Here is a 16,594-nt window from a genome sequence, read left to right on the forward strand (position 1 = left end):
ACTCATAACATAATGTTAGGCATTGAACTCAACAATGCTGCATTATGAGTCAGCCTGTTTTCATTTTTTTTTATGTTTTTCCGAAAGAAGTCTCCCTCTTCAAACAACCAGTAAGGGTGGTAAGTGGTGGGTAGTTCACACTTCACATTTTAGTGTAATATGGTTAAATGACCTAATTGAAGAATGATAAGGAGTTGATGGAGTGGAGTTTAGGAAATTAACAAAAAATGATATGGATGAAAGTTTAAATCTATCTGAATTTGCTTTTCAGTACAAATTATCTGATGAAGAACGAACACATCGTCTAAGGGTGACTCGACCAAAGGATACGATAGGATGTTTTTCTGATGGTGAATTAATAGCGAAAATGACAATACTTCCTTTTCAAGTACGAATTAATGGTATTGACTATGAAATGGGTGGTGTGTCAGGTGTTGCAACATATCCTGAACATCGTCGAAGCGGTATAGTAAAGAAACTATTACATATAGGGTTAAAAGAAATGAAGGAAAAAGAACAATATTTATCCTATTTATTTCCTTTTTCAATACCGTTTTATCGAAAATTTGGTTGGGAACTTTTTGTCGACTATCAGAATTTAACATTAACTAGAGAACAGTTACCTCATTTTCAAAATTTTCAAGGAAAAATGAAGAAAGTAGATGAAAAATCATTAGAAGTCATACAAAAAGTGTATGATCAAAATGCATTAACTTATACAGGGATGTTAAAACGTAATAATAATTGGTGGAAAGATTGGGTTTTGTATAGAAAAGGAGGAAGAATAGCTGTCTATAATAATTCTATGGGGGTTCCCCAAGGCTATATAATGTACGAAGTAAAAGATCTGAAAATGACAGTCAAAGAGCTAATAGCTCTTGATGAGGATAGTAGAAGAGGACTATGGAACTTTATTTCAAATCATGACTCGATGGCAGAAGAGTATGTTATTCAACAGCTCCCTTTACATGAACCTTATCCTTATTGGTTGGATGATCCGAAAATAAAAAAAGAAGTCGTACCATACTTCATGGCTAGAATCGTTGATGTTGAGGCGTTTCTCAATCGTTATCCATTTAAAAGTAAAGCAGAGTGTTCGCTATTCCTTCACGTTTCCGATGAATTCGCGGATTGGAATGAAGCGACTTATCAAATTAAGTTTCAAAATTCTGGAAAAGTACAGGTAAAGAAGCATGAACCGAAAAATAAAGGGGTTTGTCAGCAAAAACCAAAGCGGGGAATTATTTGTGATATAAATGCGTTATCTACAATGTTTCTAGCTTATCAAAGTCCAACACAGCTATTACATACTGAACGAATTAAAGGATCAATGGATGAAGTAGAGTTGTTAGAACAAATTATTGTGAAGCAACCACCAGGTTTTATTGACTTTTTTTAATAGAACATTTCCTTAATAGCAAGAAAAAAACGAGGGAGGCTGGGACAAAACTCAGTAAATTGAATTAAAAAAGGCCCCGAGAACATTTTTTGTTCTCGGGGCCTCTTTCGTATGTATTTAAGTTTTTTCATTTTACAAAATAAAAAAAGGACAACCACTGATAAAATTAAAGTTCCTACACAATAACCATCGGAGGTGTGCCCTTATGTATAAACACTATAACATGAATCAAGTAATTTTGCCTTTAAATTTAGAAATGAAACTTCAAGAAAATGATATTGCACTTGCGGTTCATCATCTGGTAGAGCAGATTCCAGAAGAAGCCTTTGCTGGCTTCTTAAGAAAGACCGGGTGTCCTGCTTATCATCCGCGCATGATGATGAAAGTCATTTTATGTGCATACACACAATCTGTTTTTTATGGAAGGAAGATTGAATGCCTACTTAAAGACAGTATACGCATGATGTGGCTGGCTCAAGGTTATGAGCCAAGTTACCGAACAATTAATCGGCTCCGTGTTCATCCGGAAGTTAAAGAACTCCTCCGTAAGTGCTTTGTTCAATTTCGATGTCAAATTGTCGAAGAGAAGGTGATTGACAATGAAGCCATTTTTATTGACGGGACTAAGATTGAAGCCAATGCCAATAAATTTTCATTCGTTTGGCGAAAATCGATTGAAAAATACAGTGCCAGCCTGATCGAAAAATTTTAATCAATGAAAAATGGGAACAGCAAAAGAAGCGAATTCAACAGCTGCTTACAGAAGAGAAAACGGGTGAGATCTATGGCCAACGTAAGGTGGACGTAGAACCAGCTTTTGGATATCTGAAGGCTAATTTGCGTTTCACTCGAATGTCCGTGAGGGGCAACTAGAATGTCAAAAATGAATTAGGGTTTGCATTCATGGCGGTGAACATACGAAAGTACACCGCCATGGACGCCGATCAAGCATCGGATAATAGAATAAATCAACAGAAAAAGGGTTCCAATCATTTTATTTTTATGATTGGAACCCTTTTTTATTATTTTTGGCTAGTTATGTCCCAGCCTCGTTTTACATAGATTTAGTTATCTTTTTTTCTAGTTAAGACCATTGTTAGGTAGCATAATGTGGTAAACAATAAGGAAATAATTAGAGCATGTAACATAGCTGTAAATAGTGACGCTGCAGTAAATACGATAGCAATACCACTAACCAATTGGGCTGTAATGAATAATAGTGATAGACCGGCGCCCCATACAACCGAACGTTCATGGCGGTAATGTCGTAACACCCAAATGAACATTACCAAAATTACAAAGAATAACGCAATTCCTACGATACGGTGAAAATAGTGGGAACCGATAGGTCCTGTAAAACCTGGGAATATTTGACCGTTACATAGCGGAAAACCTGCACAAGCTAATGTTGCTTGAGTATGTTTGACATAAGCGCCTGTGTAGATAACTAAATAACAGTAAATGATGGCAAAAAATACATAATTTCTAAAACTTTTTGACACATTAGGTACAGGTACATTACGCTTGCCATCTTCAAATGCTAATACGGTTAGCAATACTACTGTAGCTAATGAAATGGCTGATATCCCGAAATGTAACGCAAGGATCGCTTTAGATTGACCGAATACAACTGCTCCAGCACCTAGTAAACCTTGGAAAATAATGAAGAATACTGCCATGATTGCTAAAAATTTAGTTTCTCTTAAGTGGGATAGTTTCTTCCATGCCCATATGGCAAAAATAATAATTAAAAGTCCCATAAACCCTGAAACAATCCGATGGCTATATTCAATAATCGTTTCAATTGCTGGAGATGTAGGGATGACTTCACCAAAACATAGTGGCCATGTTGCGCCACACCCTTCACCAGAACCTGTCTTAGTAACTAGTGCACCTTGCATCAGAACAATTAACATTCCAACTGATGTAATGACACCAAATATTTTTAAAAACCTATGCAATTAGTTCACCTTCTTTTCCTTCTTTTCATTTTGAGATAGATGTATTAAACTATATGAGGCTAATATTGATCTTAAAAAAAAAGAGCGGCATAGTCAATTTCTGAGGGATGAACATTTTATGTACACTTAAAAATGTGAAGATAGTGTGAAACTTTGGAATTTGATGAAACAAACTAGATTTTAAGATATAATGTGGTTATGACTCGATAGGTAAAAGATTATTATATTCTTAAAAGAGTCAGCCGTTCTCGAAAAGGGGGTGAAAAGGAGATGAATAAGACCAACACAGTGATAGAAGCTACGAATGTAATTACCACTGAATCAAGTCCTATGACTACATATCAACAAAAGTCATGGAAAGATTACCTTACTTTAGGGAAGATAGGGATTGTTACATCTAATCTTATCACTACATTTGCTGGTCTATTTCTAGCAGCAAAGTATTCGGGTATTAGCTTGACAGATAATCTTCATATCTTTGTTTTCGCACTAATTGGTGCAGCTTTGGTTATGGCTGGTGGGTGTACTCTTAACAATTTTATTGATAGAGACATTGATCCTGTAATGGAGCGTACTAAAGAGAGACCTTCTGTTAATGGAAGATTTCAAGCAAACCATATCCTTTGGGTAGGTCTTATCCAGTCAGCGATTGGTATAATGTTTTTAGCATTAACCAACTCAGTCGCAGCTGTGATCGGAATTTTGGGTTTGTTTGTTTATGTCGTTTTATATTCAATGTGGTCAAAACGCACTCACTCTTTAAATACTGTCGTTGGAAGTATTTCTGGTGCAGTACCTCCTTTAATTGGTTGGGCTGCCATTGACCCGAGCCTTCACACGTATGCTTGGCTGTTATTCTTTATCATGTTCTTTTGGCAACCACCACACTTCTTAGCTTTAGCAATGAAGAGGTGTGAAGAATATCGTGCTGCAGGTATCCCTATGTTACCTGTTGTTGCTGGTTTTGCAGTTACGAAGCGACAAATGGTTCTTTATGTAGCAATATTAATTCCAGTTTCATTAATGTTAGCTCCATTTGGTCTCGTATATACGATTGTAGCTGCAGCATTAGGAATAGGTTGGTTAATTTTAGGAATAGCAGGTTTTAAGATGAAGGATGATATAAAATGGGCACGATTGATGTTCGTTTATTCCCTTAATTATCTTACTATCTTGTTTGTTCTTATGGTCATTGTCCACATATAGAGAGAAAACTATGAGGGGAATAGTGACTGTAAAAATATAAAAACGTAGTATTCACTACAAAGCGAAAGTGAGGATTGATTGTCAGATGAGTAAATGGAAAAATGCATTACGTTTGCTTCCACTTACACTTCTTGTATTTTTTATGACAGGGTGTGGTGAAGCGAACCTTACTGCGCTTGATCCGAAAGGACCACAGGCTCAGTGGATTTATGACAAAATGCTATTGTCATTATTTGTCATGATTTTCGTGGCAGTATTTGTTTTTGCGATATTCTTTATTATTCTAATTAAATTTAGAAGAAAACCTGGCGATGATACGTATCCTAAACAAGTTCATGGAAGTACAACGCTAGAAATTATTTGGACAGCTATCCCTATTCTTCTATTAGCGATCCTAGCTGTACCGACAATTACTGGTTCTTTCATGATGGCAGATACAGAGCCTGAAGGAGATCACACAGTTCACATTAAGGTAACTGGTCATCAGTTCTGGTGGCAATTTGATTATGAAGATGAAGGCTTTACTGCTGGTCAAGATGTCTATATTCCAGTTGGTGAAAAAGTTATCTTTGAATTGCATGCGAGTGATGTACAACATTCATTTTGGGTACCAGCTCTTGGAGGTAAAATAGATAATATTCCAGGAATTACGAACCACCTATGGTTAGAAGCTGACGAGCCTGGAATTTATAAAGGGAAATGTACAGAGCTTTGTGGCCCTGAACATGCTCTTATGGACTTTAAAGTTATTGCTTTAGAACGTTCTGAGTATGATGCTTGGGTAGAAAGTATGCAAGCTAGAGCTGAGGATACTTCTGAAGTAGTTGCACATCAAGGTTATGAAGTATTTGAAACTCAAGGTTGTATCGGTTGTCACGCAATTGGCGGTATGGGATCTGATCTTGGTCCAGCACTGACAAACTTCGGTGAGCGTACTGTTGTTGCAGGATATCTAGAATACAATGATGAAAACCTTGAAGCATGGATCCGTGATCCTGAGTCTTTAAAACAAGGTAATAACATGCCAGCATATCCAGACCTTAGTGATGAGGATATGGCAGCGTTAATTGCTTTCTTAAAATCATTAAATGTACAAGAATAATAAAAATATTGAAAATAAGGAGGTTACCCTCATTGGCTACGACTACATTGGCTAATACAAAGTCAAAAAGTGTAATTTGGGATTGGTTAACTACTGTTGACCATAAAAAGTTAGGCATCCTCTACTTAGTAGCTGGTACGCTTTACTTCGTACAAGCTGGTGTAATGGCATTGTTAATGCGCATCCAGTTGATGTACCCAGAAAGTACATTTATGACTGGTCAAACTTTTAATGAATTACTTACAATGCATGGTACGGTTATGCTTTTCTTTGCAGCCACACCTTTGCTCTTTGGATTTATGAACTATATGATTCCATTACAAATAGGGGCTCGTGACGTTGCTTTCCCATTTGTAAATGCATTAGGTTTTTGGATTTTCTTCTTCGGTGCAGGACTTACTAGTATGAGTTGGTTTTTCGGCGGAGCACCAGATGCAGGTTGGACTGCTTATGTACCACTTGCAGGCCGTGAATATGCAGGTCTAGGTCTTGACTTCTATGTTTTAGGTTTACAGGTTGCTGGTATTGGAACACTAGTATCTGGTATCAACTTCTTAGTAACGATTATTAACATGCGTGCACCAGGGATGACAATGATGCGTCTTCCATTATTCGTGTGGACATCATTTATTACATCGATGCTAATTTTATTTGCTTTCACACCATTAGCAGCTGGTCTTGCTTTACTTATGTTAGATCGTATCTTTGGAGCACAGTTCTTCATTCCAGGTATGGGTGGTAATACTGTGTTATGGCAACATATTTTCTGGATCTTTGGGCACCCAGAAGTATATATCTTAGTACTTCCAGCATTCGGTATTATTTCTGAAGTAATACCTGCTTTCTCGAGAAAGCGTCTGTTTGGTTATACAGCAATGGTTTTCGCAACCATCATTATCGCTTTCTTAGGGTTCATGGTTTGGGCTCACCATATGTTTACAGTAGGTATGGGACCAGTTGCTAACGCAATCTTTGCGGTTGCAACGATGACAATTGCAGTACCGACGGGTATTAAAATATTTAACTGGCTCTTCACGATGTGGGGCGGTAAAATTACATTTAATACAGCAATGTTATTCGCATCTTCATTCGTACCAACTTTTGTACTTGGTGGGGTAACGGGTGTAATGCTTGCTATGGCACCTGTAGACTACTTGTATCATGATACGTATTTTGTAGTTGCTCACTTCCATTACATCATTGTTGGTGGTATTGTACTTGCATTATTTGCTGGTCTATTCTATTGGTATCCAAAAATGTTTGGACATAAACTAAATGAAAAACTTGGTATCATTATGTTTATTCTTTTCTACATTGGATTCCATTTAACATTCTTTATTCAACATTTCTTAGGTTTAATGGGGATGCCACGTCGTGTCTACACATACCTAGGAGATCAAGGTTTAGATACTTTTAACTATATTAGTACAATTGGTGCATTCTTTATGTCTGCTGCAGTTATTGTCCTTGTAATCAATATTGTATATTCTGCAGTAAAAGAAGAGCGTGTGGGTGCTGACCCTTGGGATGCACGTACATTAGAGTGGGCAACTGCTTCACCAGTACCTGAGTATAACTTTGCACAAACACCTCAAGTACGTTCATTAGATCCATTATTCTATGAAAAAATTCATGGTGATGGAAAAATGAAACCAGCTGAGCCAATTGCTCCTATTCATATGCCTAATGGATCTATCATTCCATTTATTATGTCTGTTGGTTTATTTATTCTTGGATTTGGTTTTATTATGATGAATATGGAAAACCCAATTGTTCCTCCATATGCGGTTGTTGCTTTAGGTGCTATCGTAACATTTGGATCAATGATTGCTCGCTCAGTAAAAGAAGATCATGGGTATTACATTCCAGTTGAAGAAATCAAAGAGAAGGAGGTAAGCTAATCGATGGGACACGCGGTAGATACTTCTAAAGGGCTTCCTCCTCATCCGGAGAGGGCAACACTCGAAGGTAAAAATAAGTTTTTAGGCTTTTGGTTCTTTTTAGGTGGAGAAACTGTACTATTTGCTACATTTTTTGGTACGTACCTAGGACTACGTAATGGAGTTGCTGATGGACCAACTGCAGCAGAAATATTCCAGTTACCATTAGTATTTATTATGACAATGCTACTTTTAACAAGTAGTTTAACGAGTGTACTGGCAATGTATGCCATGAAAAAGAATAAATTCAAGGCAATGATAGCATGGTTATGGGTAACAGTATTATTAGGACTTGGGTTCTTGGGAATGGAGATTTACGAGTTCTATGAATATTCAGTACACTACGGTTTAGGTTATACGACAAGTGCATTTGCATCATCATTCTATACATTAGTTGGATTACATGGTGCGCACGTTGTGTTTGGTTTATCATGGATCATCTGTTTATTAATTCGATACAGACGATCTGGTATTACGTTAACAAACGCTCCAAAATTCTATGTGGCCAGCCTATACTGGCATTTTATCGACGTAGTTTGGGTGTTTATCTTTACTGTAGTATATCTTATGGGAATAGGAGGTTAAGTTTATGGCAGACAACTTAAGTACTTCTTTTTCTAAAAGTGCAATGTCAGAAGAAGAGTTAAGGAAGACAAATCAGGAACAGAAAAGGCAAATAATTGCTTTTGCCTTAATGATTTTCCTAACATTATTAGCTTTTGTAGCTGTGGGAGCAGAGCTTATTCCAGCTTCATTTGCTATTCCTTTCATCTTAATCTTAGCTTTTATTCAGCTATTCCTTCAACTGCTTTACTTCATGCATTTGAAGGATAAGGATCATGGATGGGCAAATGCGTTTATGGCATCTGGTATGGTTATTGCAATTCCAGTGATTGCAGCATTAATGCTTTTAATTGGAGTAGTAAAGTACTAATTTGAAAAAAAGTCGGTTGTAATTTTTACAGCCGATTTTTTTTATTTTTTGGACGTTTCACTTTTTCAAAAGCAGTTGGTAATAATGGTTTATGTTGCTCTCGAACTTTTAATTGTTCAATGATTTGTAAAATAAGTCCGTGCAAATAAACCGTTATTTTGTCTAAATTTGTGTATAATAAGAGTGGCTTAGTATTATATAATATGGGAGTGAAACTAATGAAGGATTACGGTCAAAATACGATCAACGGACCGTCATTTAAAAAAAGAAATTATAAACCATGGATTATAGCGATTACCATTGTTATTAATGGCTTAGTTATTATTCTGTCAGGGTTACCTGGTATAGAAAATTTTGATTTATTCGATGTTAAGATATTACCGTTAATGAATGCCATCTTTAATAGTTTTACATTCATATTTTTATTTTTGGCCTTAATTGCAATAATAAAGAAAAATATAACATGGCATAAGCGATTTATTTACTTAGCATTTACAACCACTACATTGTTTCTTGTCACCTATGTTGGTCACCATTTTCTATCTGCGTCTACAACATACGGTGGGGATGGCTTTCTGAAATATTTTTACTATTTTATCTTAATTACTCATATTATTTTAGCTGCAGTTATCGTTCCTTTAGCTTTAACTACAGTTGCAAGAGCTTGGAATATGGAAAATGAAAGACATCGTAAAATTGCAAGGTGGACAATGCCTTTATGGCTATATGTAAGTTTTACAGGTGTATTAGTCTATATTTTAATCTCACCATACTATTAAATAAAAAAGAACTTCTGCAAATTAAATTTGCAGGAGTTCTTTTTATTTAGATTTTCACATTTAATTTAATAATCCCAGCTTCTTTTGCTGAAGTAAATGCAATGACGATTAAAGGTCCAATAATGAAACCAATCACTCCAAAAAGCATTAAACCAACATACATAGCAATTAAGGTTGCTAATGGAGAAAGGCCGATATGCTGTCCCATTACTTTAGGCTCGACAACTCTTCGGATAATTAATAAAACCCCAGCTAGTATTAATAATTGTGTCCCTAAGCTTATGTCGCCTATTAATAAATGAAATAAAGCCCAAGGACCTAAAATTGCAATTGAACCAATAATCGGTATAAAGTCAATGATCCATATAATAAAAGCCATTAGTAATGCTACTTCAGGAACAATAATTAGTAGGCCAATTAAAGAAACAATGAAAATAATAATACTTACTAAAAATTGTGCTTTAAAAAAGCCAGCAATCACATAAGATAGGCGAGAAACCATAAAATTGACTTTATCCGCAGTTTTTTCGGATAAATAAGAGTAGAGTTGTTGTTTTAATCTCGGTAGTTCTAATAAAAATAGAAAGAGCGCAATTAAATAGACAAGAAGGTTAACTAGAAAAGCTGGTATCGTGGTGATTAACGATGTTAAGTCACTAATTAAGTCCCGACTACTTAGTTCCAATCTAAGGTTATTTAATGTTTGTGTCACTTGCTGGTTAATTTCAAACACTACTTCTGGTGGCAAATCTTCGTACTTGTCTTCTAAATCTCGCTGAAATGTTAACCATGCGCGATTAATATCATTTATATAAGTAGGTAAATTTTCAGCTAATTGTACGCCTTGAGTTATTGCTTTGGTTACGATAAAGTAACCACTTAGCCCAATAAAGCATACAAATAAGGTAAATACAATCATTACGGCTAAGTTTCTTTTCATTTTTGTTTTCTCATAAAGAGCCTTTACAGCAGGAGATAGTATTAATGCTGTAAATAATGCTAATATCAGCGGTAAAGAAACAGGTAATATGAAATAACCTGCAATGATTAAGAGTATGACAGTAATTGCTATAATAATGTTTCGTTTAGTGAAAATGGCGGACAATTTCAAACCCCTTTCTAGCTTAAAGGCAACTACTATTATTATAGTACGAACGGAAAACGTTGAACAGACTTTGGAAAGGCTTTCTTAAAATATTAATTAATCATTCATAAAGGAGAATGATATTATGGCAAACCAAACGCTTGTAGGTGGTCAACTTTTTATAAAAGAGAAAGTTATCATCGATCTCATTTATTTTACGTTGCAGAAGCACTTTCCTTATATTAAACCATATAATGAATGGGTGAAACGAGTGAAAAGCTCATTACATCGAAATGAGAAAAACGGAATTACTGTAATTGTTGAGCAAAACTCACTAAAAATAGATGTATGCGTTTCTATATTGTATGGTACGGATATGCGGTATTTATCGAAAATGATACAAAAAGTAATTAAAACAGAAATTGAACATTGTACAGGTTTTTATGTTGATCGTATAAGTATTAAAATTGAAGATGTACATTTTGACGATTAATCGAATGAATAGGCTATTCTATTGAAGTTTAGTTGGATTTGAAGTACTCTTGTAAAAGATTAATAAAAGGAGTACTTAAATAATGAAAAAAATGATCGTAGCATTTATTAGTAGTATAACGTTCTTATTATTATTTACGGGATGTGCGAATACGGAAGAAGGTACATTTGTGCCAGCTTCAGATGAACAAACACAAACTGCAATTGAATTTGTAAATGATTATAAAGAAGATATGATTTATCATACCAATCAAGGTAGTTTTAGTGAATTAGAACCATATTTAGTACCAAATTCTACGTTCTATCATTTAGTGAGACGTCATGTAAGTGATCTTCAACAAGAAAGAAGTACTCTCACGTTAATTGAACATACGGTAAGCGATGTTCTCATCAATGAATTTGATGAATTTCATGTCAATGCTTATGAAATGATAGAAACAACAGACCGACATGGCAAAAAAGTTACTGAGGAATTAAATATCACATATGAACTTATTGAATACAATGATATATTTCGAATTGTAACGATTATGAAACGGTAAAAAGGAGGGGAATTTCCCCTCCTTTTTATTATTTCTCTAACTTTTCTTTGAATAGTTGTAACTTTTTATTACACTTATCTACAATGTTTTTTGGGAATTCTTCGTCATACTCGACACCATGTGGATAGAAATGCTTTCCTAGAATTGGTGTAAGTAATTTTACTTTTGCATCAGGAGCTGGAATATCTCCTTCTACAGCATAAGCAGGTACTCTTAAATAATATGTAACATTCTGTTCGTGCGTGTCAATTTTATAATCAAACGTCACGCGTTCATAGTCCCATTGGCCAGCGTGTACAAGACCAACGGATTCAGCTGCAAATTGTAGCGTTGAAAATTTTATTTCTTTTCCTTCTAACTCTAAACTTTCAAATTTCATTTTTTTCCCTCCTAGACAAATACCCTATACTTAACTAATCATAGTATGAAAAGAACTAAGATGCAACGAATAATGTTGAATATTTAATGAAGAAATGAATTCTAAGTAAATTGTATGGTTCTATTATTATTGGGTAAACTATTGCTTGATATTCGAAAAAGGAGGCCTGCGATTTATGGAGCTATTAAGAGATATTATGACAACTGATGTTGAATATTGTACTCCAGTGGACAATGTGTATGAAGTAGCTGTAAAAATGAAACAAGAAGATTGTGGTGCAATCCCTATTTGCGATGATGGACAATTGCTAGGTATGATTACAGACCGAGATATTGTAATCCGTGGTGTTGCAGAAAAACGGCCAAATTCAACACAAGTTACTGAAATTATGAGTGAAAAATTAATTACAGCTTCTCCAGACATGTCCGTTGATGAAGCCGCAAAAATGATGGCAGAAAAACAAATCCGACGGTTACCTATTGTTGAAAATAACAAGCTTGTAGGGATTGTTGCATTAGGTGATATTGCCATTCATAGAGGAACGATGGACGAGGCTAGCTTTGCTTTAAGTGAAATTTCAGAAAGTCCAGAAGTTCACCATTAATACGTTAATGCTAGTTACCAAATACATGACATAGGGTATTATTAATAATAGTAAATAAGCGTAATGGATAAATTACTCCATTACGCTTATTTACTATGGCTCTATAGTAAAAAAAGAATTAAAATATATCAAACAGTCATAAAATTGCAGGATTATCGCATAAAACAGAGAAAATGATTAGGTACATTAACTACAGGGAGAGGGTAAGATGAAAAGATTAGGGTGTAGCCTATTCGTTCTTATAGGCATCCTGATAATCATTCTTTTTGAATATTTTCCAGGTGAAATTTCCTCAAGGCTATCAGAGTTTAAGTTACCAGATAAAGCAGTTGAAGAACCACAAGAAATTGAACAAAATATTGCAGATACAGAAAGTGAAGACGATGAAAATCTGTATGTATTTTCGGATGGACTCCATGATTTAATGGGTGAGTCGATTAGCCACATTGAAAGCAATTTTGGAAGCCCTTCACGGATAGACCCTTCAGCCTACGGCTATGATTGGTGGATTTATGATAATTTAGAGAAAGGATATATGCAAATAGGTGTTAGCAATAATCAAGTCGTGACTATTTATGTTATGGATGTAGGGGATTTATCCCAACCATTTGTGAGTGGGACTGATTATAATCAACTTTACCATTCATTTTCATTTTCATTTTCAGATTATGTTTCTGTGAATAATAAGATGGGCTCTTATCGATTTGAATTAACTGAAGCTGAATTGTTTAGTCGTCCCTTACTTCAAATGGAAGAAGATACATGGCTCCAGCTTTATTTTGATACGTTTACGAATAAGCTTTCGAGCGTTAGATATTTATCTACTGACGTCTTGTTAAAACAGCGTCCGTATTCAGTTACTTATCGAGGGGAACTTCCGAAAGAAGAAGATTTTTCAACGGAGAAATGGAGGGCAATTGAAGAAGGTGCAGAAATTCAAATATTAGATTTTACAAACCAAATTAGACAAAGACACAATTTATCATTACTAACATGGGACAGTGAAGTTTCAATAGTCGCATATGGTCATAGTCAAGATATGTTTGAAAATAACTATTTTTCACATACTTCCCCTACTTTTGGTGAGTTAAAGGACCGACTAGAACGTGGCGATGTATCTTTTTACTTTGCAGGTGAAAATATAGCGGCACAGTATGTGGATGGTATAGAAGCTGTTGAAGGTTGGTTAAACAGTGAAGGCCATCGAGTTAACTTGTTAAATGAAGAATTTACGCATTTAGGTGTAGGTGTATATGAAAAATTTTATACTCAAAACTTTATGACCCCTTGGGCGATTCACTAAAAATGGTTGAAAATAGTTCTAATCTAAATACCAGGAACATTTATTATATTAATACTCAAAAAATCATCTAGAATTAACATGAAGGAGGAGTGAATGAAAAATCCAGGTATTGCTGCAGTGTTAAGTTTTTTCTTTGCAGGACTAGGACAGATTTACAATGGTGAAATTGCTAAAGGGATCGCATTTATCATTGCTTACTTTATTTCTGGACTATTGATGTTAATTTTAATTGGGTTTATTACAACCCCAATTCTTTGGATATGGGGAATGGTCGATGCTTACAAGTCAGCAGAGCGAATAAATGCAAGTGAATAAAAAGAAGGTGCTTCAGCAACAAATTCAATTGCAGGGAAAAGTATAAAACACTAGGAAACTCAAATGTGTCCTAGTGTTTTTTCATTTTAGAAAAGCTTGTTATGTGCTAATGCTTATTCAACTATTATTCGATTAGCTAAGAAATTGGATCCATCCCACTGTCCGTAACATTTTAAAGTGCCGTTAGTTGATACGTCTAGAGGTGGTGTATCTGATACAGCTGGTTTTTCAAAAATAACCTTTATGGTTTGTTGATGGTCTAAAATAAATAGCTGAATACTCCAAATGTATCGATGATGGTAAAATTTCTTTTTTTCTATAAAATATCGGGTTAACTTTCCCGAGACAATCACTTGCTCCTGAATTGCCCCTACTTCTTTCCACTTCTGTTCATAAGAAGCATTATTTCTTTTCACAATGAAATAAAAAACCACAAATAAAATAGGTATTACTATTGCAGTAACCAACAATTTATCACTCCTTCTCACCAAGGCACTGTCTGTTAATGATTACGGTTTTAGGGCATTAAAATTGAATTAACAGAGTTTGGATTAAGTACGAGGAATGACAAAAAAAGTTCCAGAACCTGAAGCGATTAGTTTATCTTTGTCATTGTAAACTTTAGCTTCTGAAAAACAAAGTTGTTTTCCTAAGTGTAAAATAGTTGCAATACAACGAAGATATTTCCCGCGGCCAGGTTGAATATAGTTGACTTTTAATTCTGTTGTTACACAAGCCTTATCTTCTGCAATTTTTAAATTCAGCATGGACCCCATCGCAGTATCAAGTAAAGTAGCTGTAATCCCACCATGTGTCATTTTTAGAGGATTTTCGATAAGTGGTTGTATCGGTATAATGACCTCAAAGCTACCATCGTCAAGAAATTGACTACTAACTTGAGTAATTCCAGATAAATAGGTTGCACATTCTCCTCGTTGTTTCTTTCTTATCCCTTTTATCATTGAAGATAGGGCGTCTTTATCTTCTTCTGAGCCGTTTTGAAAAATTTCTTTTATTTCATTAAGTAATTGGTTATCCATATTTTGTTCCTCTTTCTATTAGTTTCCTCACCTATTTTAGCAATATGAAGAAGATGTATCAATTTTTACAAATCAATAAATTTGGGCGAACACTAAACTGGGCAAAACGATATGATGTAGAGAGATGATTATTAGGCAGAGGAGGAAAAATGTTATGACATCTAATTCAAAAAACTTACACCCTTCCATCCAACAATTTAAGATGTTTGTAAAACAGCATCCACTATTAATCCACGAAGTAAGGAACGGAAATAAAACGTGGCAAGATTTTTATGAAGAATGGACGCTGCTAGGTGAAGAGCACCCGAATTGGGAACCGTATCGTCGAGCGGCAAACCAAGATACTTATAATACTAATAACAATACGGGAAATAATGGGAATTTTAATACGGCGAATGATACTAACAATAGTGAAGAAAATGGAGCTTCATCTTCATCTGAAACAACATCAACTAATATCCTAGGGTTATTAAAAAATATTAATTTTAATGATTTACAGCATCATATGGCACAGGTGAGCAGTGTGATTTCCAATGTACAAGGACTTATGCAATCATTCCAAGGGAAAAATCAAACTCATCAACCACAACGTCCAGATGATCCTTTCTCATTCAGAAGACATTAGAATTTGTTTAATAGGGAGGAACAAAGAATGAGGAATGATATTAACATGCTATTGAGAAGTCAACCAGAATTAAAACAATTTATCCGTCAGCACCCACAATGGTATCGTAAATTAAGTCGAGATCCTTATCAAATAAAGCAACTTGAACTTGAAGCCAATCAATTTTATGGGAAAACTTTCCCGCAACGAATGGAGAAAATCCAAAGTAATCTACAATTAGCTATGATGCTCGTTCAAATGTTACAAATGAATCCTTTTGGAGGCGCTCCAGACCAACAACCAACGAATATAGATTATTAATAAGCTAACTCTGAGTGTCTATTAATTCCAAATTAAAGGGACGAGACACTTAAACTAGAGTTTGGCTTTTTTTATACAGAAGGAAGACAAGCATCAGGATATTTTTACTCGCTCTTGGCAACAATACTGTTGAAATAAGGAGGTTCTTTTGATGAAAAAACTTATACCCTTTTTGTTAGTAGGTTGCATCAGTTTTATCAGTCCTGTTGTACAAGCAGCAGAAGATTTTCAAGATATTCAAATTGTCCCTATATATGGGAATGGAATAGTTCATGTTTCAGTAAATAAAGACCAACGATTGATGAACGTGAATCATGATGTAAAAGGGTCTGATGTTTATGTAGAGTGTGTTATTGATCAGTTTACCTTTGCTAAAGAAAAGGCGGGAAAAAACCACGTTGATGGTGAAGGGCACCTTCATTTATTTGTCGACGGACAGAAGGTTGATTCCATTTATCAAGCAGCATTTATCATTAAAGGGTTACCGAGCGGGGAACACTCCATTAAGTTAGAGCTTGTAAAAAATGATGATGAACCGTATGGAGTTTCCGAAGAGTTTTCAGTGCAAGTTCCTTAAGCTTTTCATGAA

General features: G+C 35.1%; 21 protein-coding genes and 1 pseudogene. 17 read left to right on the top strand and 5 right to left on the bottom strand.

All coding sequences use genetic code 11. The features are described from left to right. The first annotated feature begins 202 nt into the window (after positions 1-202). The 3 genes and pseudogenes from BK574_RS25635 (at position 203) to BK574_RS29345 (ending at position 2,272) form a co-directional block, all read left to right on the top strand. Positions 203-1,399, top strand: coding sequence for a GNAT family N-acetyltransferase (locus tag BK574_RS25635; protein ID WP_078430628.1), 1,197 nt, complete (start codon positions 203-205; stop codon positions 1,397-1,399). Between the two features lie 205 nt (positions 1,400-1,604). Further along, positions 1,605-2,105, top strand: a pseudogene (locus BK574_RS25640) (transposase); the annotation flags it as partial. Between the two features lie 47 nt (positions 2,106-2,152). Then, positions 2,153-2,272: a hypothetical protein gene (locus BK574_RS29345; RefSeq protein ID WP_420797005.1), complete on the top strand. Its 120-nt coding sequence runs from the start codon at positions 2,153-2,155 to the stop codon at positions 2,270-2,272. A 191-nt stretch (positions 2,273-2,463) separates the two neighbouring features. Here the strand turns inward: BK574_RS29345 and BK574_RS25645 are convergent, their stop codons facing one another. Continuing rightward, on the bottom strand, positions 2,464-3,360 hold the full coding sequence (locus BK574_RS25645) for a COX15/CtaA family protein (protein WP_075385509.1): 897 nt from the start codon (positions 3,358-3,360) through the stop codon (positions 2,464-2,466). A gap of 270 nt (positions 3,361-3,630) precedes the next feature. Between BK574_RS25645 and cyoE the strand changes: the two genes are divergently transcribed. The 6 genes from cyoE to BK574_RS25675 all read left to right on the top strand — a co-directional run bounded on the left by cyoE (position 3,631) and on the right by BK574_RS25675 (position 9,321). Further along, entirely contained in the window at positions 3,631-4,566 is a 936-nt protein-coding gene (cyoE, locus tag BK574_RS25650; protein ID WP_078430629.1) for a heme o synthase, read from the top strand. Positions 4,567-4,651: 85 nt separating this feature from the next. Beyond that, entirely contained in the window at positions 4,652-5,668 is a 1,017-nt protein-coding gene (gene coxB / locus BK574_RS25655; protein WP_075385511.1) for a cytochrome c oxidase subunit II, read from the top strand. A 32-nt stretch (positions 5,669-5,700) separates the two neighbouring features. Further along, positions 5,701-7,569, top strand: a complete 1,869-nt coding sequence (ctaD, locus tag BK574_RS25660; RefSeq protein WP_142248042.1) for a cytochrome c oxidase subunit I — start codon at positions 5,701-5,703, stop codon at positions 7,567-7,569. Between the two features lie 3 nt (positions 7,570-7,572). Beyond that, positions 7,573-8,193 carry a cytochrome (ubi)quinol oxidase subunit III gene (locus tag BK574_RS25665; RefSeq protein ID WP_075385513.1) on the top strand — a complete coding sequence of 207 codons (621 nt, stop codon included), beginning with the start codon at positions 7,573-7,575 and terminating at the stop codon, positions 8,191-8,193. A 4-nt stretch (positions 8,194-8,197) separates the two neighbouring features. Continuing rightward, positions 8,198-8,542 (top strand): cytochrome C oxidase subunit IV family protein, encoded by a 345-nt coding sequence (locus BK574_RS25670; protein WP_075385514.1) that lies wholly within the window; start codon positions 8,198-8,200, stop codon positions 8,540-8,542. A 218-nt stretch (positions 8,543-8,760) separates the two neighbouring features. Beyond that, a complete protein-coding gene (locus BK574_RS25675) occupies positions 8,761-9,321 on the top strand; it encodes a DUF420 domain-containing protein (RefSeq protein WP_078430630.1) in 561 nt (186 codons plus the stop codon). A 46-nt stretch (positions 9,322-9,367) separates the two neighbouring features. Here the strand turns inward: BK574_RS25675 and ytvI are convergent, their stop codons facing one another. Beyond that, on the bottom strand, positions 9,368-10,426 hold the full coding sequence (gene ytvI, locus BK574_RS25680) for a sporulation integral membrane protein YtvI (RefSeq protein ID WP_075385516.1): 1,059 nt from the start codon (positions 10,424-10,426) through the stop codon (positions 9,368-9,370). 124 nt (positions 10,427-10,550) lie between these two features. Here ytvI and BK574_RS25685 point away from each other — a divergent pair, with 124 nt between their 5' ends. Further along, positions 10,551-10,898 carry an Asp23/Gls24 family envelope stress response protein gene (locus tag BK574_RS25685; protein WP_078430631.1) on the top strand — a complete coding sequence of 116 codons (348 nt, stop codon included), beginning with the start codon at positions 10,551-10,553 and terminating at the stop codon, positions 10,896-10,898. Between the two features lie 82 nt (positions 10,899-10,980). Beyond that, the gene (locus BK574_RS25690) at positions 10,981-11,439 is read left to right on the top strand and encodes a TcaA NTF2-like domain-containing protein (protein WP_075385518.1); all 459 of its coding nucleotides are present in this window, start codon (positions 10,981-10,983) and stop codon (positions 11,437-11,439) included. A 28-nt stretch (positions 11,440-11,467) separates the two neighbouring features. Here the strand turns inward: BK574_RS25690 and BK574_RS25695 are convergent, their stop codons facing one another. Beyond that, on the bottom strand, positions 11,468-11,818 hold the full coding sequence (locus BK574_RS25695; RefSeq protein ID WP_075385519.1) for a YugN family protein: 351 nt from the start codon (positions 11,816-11,818) through the stop codon (positions 11,468-11,470). 175 nt (positions 11,819-11,993) lie between these two features. Here BK574_RS25695 and BK574_RS25700 point away from each other — a divergent pair, with 175 nt between their 5' ends. The 3 genes from BK574_RS25700 (at position 11,994) to BK574_RS25710 (ending at position 14,040) form a co-directional block, all read left to right on the top strand. Next, positions 11,994-12,422 (top strand): CBS domain-containing protein, encoded by a 429-nt coding sequence (locus BK574_RS25700; protein WP_075385520.1) that lies wholly within the window; start codon positions 11,994-11,996, stop codon positions 12,420-12,422. Between the two features lie 208 nt (positions 12,423-12,630). Then, positions 12,631-13,725, top strand: coding sequence for a CAP domain-containing protein (locus BK574_RS25705; RefSeq protein ID WP_078430632.1), 1,095 nt, complete (start codon positions 12,631-12,633; stop codon positions 13,723-13,725). 93 nt (positions 13,726-13,818) lie between these two features. Continuing rightward, positions 13,819-14,040: a hypothetical protein gene (locus tag BK574_RS25710; RefSeq protein WP_078430633.1), complete on the top strand. Its 222-nt coding sequence runs from the start codon at positions 13,819-13,821 to the stop codon at positions 14,038-14,040. Positions 14,041-14,153: 113 nt separating this feature from the next. Here BK574_RS25710 and BK574_RS25715 read toward each other — a convergent pair whose 3' ends face one another. Then, a complete protein-coding gene (locus tag BK574_RS25715) occupies positions 14,154-14,507 on the bottom strand; it encodes a hypothetical protein (RefSeq protein WP_078430634.1) in 354 nt (117 codons plus the stop codon). 84 nt (positions 14,508-14,591) lie between these two features. Next, a complete protein-coding gene (locus tag BK574_RS25720; protein ID WP_078430635.1) occupies positions 14,592-15,080 on the bottom strand; it encodes a PaaI family thioesterase in 489 nt (162 codons plus the stop codon). A 154-nt stretch (positions 15,081-15,234) separates the two neighbouring features. Here BK574_RS25720 and BK574_RS25725 point away from each other — a divergent pair, with 154 nt between their 5' ends. The 3 genes from BK574_RS25725 to BK574_RS25735 all read left to right on the top strand — a co-directional run bounded on the left by BK574_RS25725 (position 15,235) and on the right by BK574_RS25735 (position 16,582). After that, positions 15,235-15,705: a YlbD family protein gene (locus BK574_RS25725; RefSeq protein WP_158211769.1), complete on the top strand. Its 471-nt coding sequence runs from the start codon at positions 15,235-15,237 to the stop codon at positions 15,703-15,705. A 27-nt stretch (positions 15,706-15,732) separates the two neighbouring features. Continuing rightward, entirely contained in the window at positions 15,733-16,005 is a 273-nt protein-coding gene (locus BK574_RS25730) for a YlbE-like family protein (protein WP_078430637.1), read from the top strand. Between the two features lie 151 nt (positions 16,006-16,156). Beyond that, positions 16,157-16,582: a hypothetical protein gene (locus BK574_RS25735; protein WP_078430638.1), complete on the top strand. Its 426-nt coding sequence runs from the start codon at positions 16,157-16,159 to the stop codon at positions 16,580-16,582. The last annotated feature ends 12 nt before the right edge of the window (positions 16,583-16,594 follow it).

Origin of the sequence: Alkalihalobacterium alkalinitrilicum, assembly GCF_002019605.1 — a bacterium.
In the GTDB taxonomy this organism is placed as follows: domain Bacteria; phylum Bacillota; class Bacilli; order Bacillales; family Bacillaceae_F; genus Alkalihalobacterium; species Alkalihalobacterium alkalinitrilicum.

Excerpts from the sequence above, each read along its gene's own strand:
- cyoE (WP_078430629.1), top strand. The coding sequence starts at position 3,631 with ATGAATAAGACCAACACAGTGATAGAAGCTACGAATGTAATTACCACT.
- coxB (WP_075385511.1), top strand. The coding sequence starts at position 4,652 with ATGAGTAAATGGAAAAATGCATTACGTTTGCTTCCACTTACACTTCTT.
- BK574_RS25665 (WP_075385513.1), top strand. The coding sequence starts at position 7,573 with ATGGGACACGCGGTAGATACTTCTAAAGGGCTTCCTCCTCATCCGGAG.
- BK574_RS25670 (WP_075385514.1), top strand. The coding sequence starts at position 8,198 with ATGGCAGACAACTTAAGTACTTCTTTTTCTAAAAGTGCAATGTCAGAA.
- BK574_RS25675 (WP_078430630.1), top strand. The coding sequence starts at position 8,761 with ATGAAGGATTACGGTCAAAATACGATCAACGGACCGTCATTTAAAAAA.
- BK574_RS25685 (WP_078430631.1), top strand. The coding sequence starts at position 10,551 with ATGGCAAACCAAACGCTTGTAGGTGGTCAACTTTTTATAAAAGAGAAA.
- BK574_RS25690 (WP_075385518.1), top strand. The coding sequence starts at position 10,981 with ATGAAAAAAATGATCGTAGCATTTATTAGTAGTATAACGTTCTTATTA.
- BK574_RS25695 (WP_075385519.1), bottom strand. The coding sequence starts at position 11,818 with ATGAAATTTGAAAGTTTAGAGTTAGAAGGAAAAGAAATAAAATTTTCA.
- BK574_RS25700 (WP_075385520.1), top strand. The coding sequence starts at position 11,994 with ATGGAGCTATTAAGAGATATTATGACAACTGATGTTGAATATTGTACT.
- BK574_RS25705 (WP_078430632.1), top strand. The coding sequence starts at position 12,631 with ATGAAAAGATTAGGGTGTAGCCTATTCGTTCTTATAGGCATCCTGATA.
- BK574_RS25710 (WP_078430633.1), top strand. The coding sequence starts at position 13,819 with ATGAAAAATCCAGGTATTGCTGCAGTGTTAAGTTTTTTCTTTGCAGGA.
- BK574_RS25720 (WP_078430635.1), bottom strand. The coding sequence starts at position 15,080 with ATGGATAACCAATTACTTAATGAAATAAAAGAAATTTTTCAAAACGGC.
- BK574_RS25725 (WP_158211769.1), top strand. The coding sequence starts at position 15,235 with ATGACATCTAATTCAAAAAACTTACACCCTTCCATCCAACAATTTAAG.
- BK574_RS25730 (WP_078430637.1), top strand. The coding sequence starts at position 15,733 with ATGAGGAATGATATTAACATGCTATTGAGAAGTCAACCAGAATTAAAA.
- BK574_RS25735 (WP_078430638.1), top strand. The coding sequence starts at position 16,157 with ATGAAAAAACTTATACCCTTTTTGTTAGTAGGTTGCATCAGTTTTATC.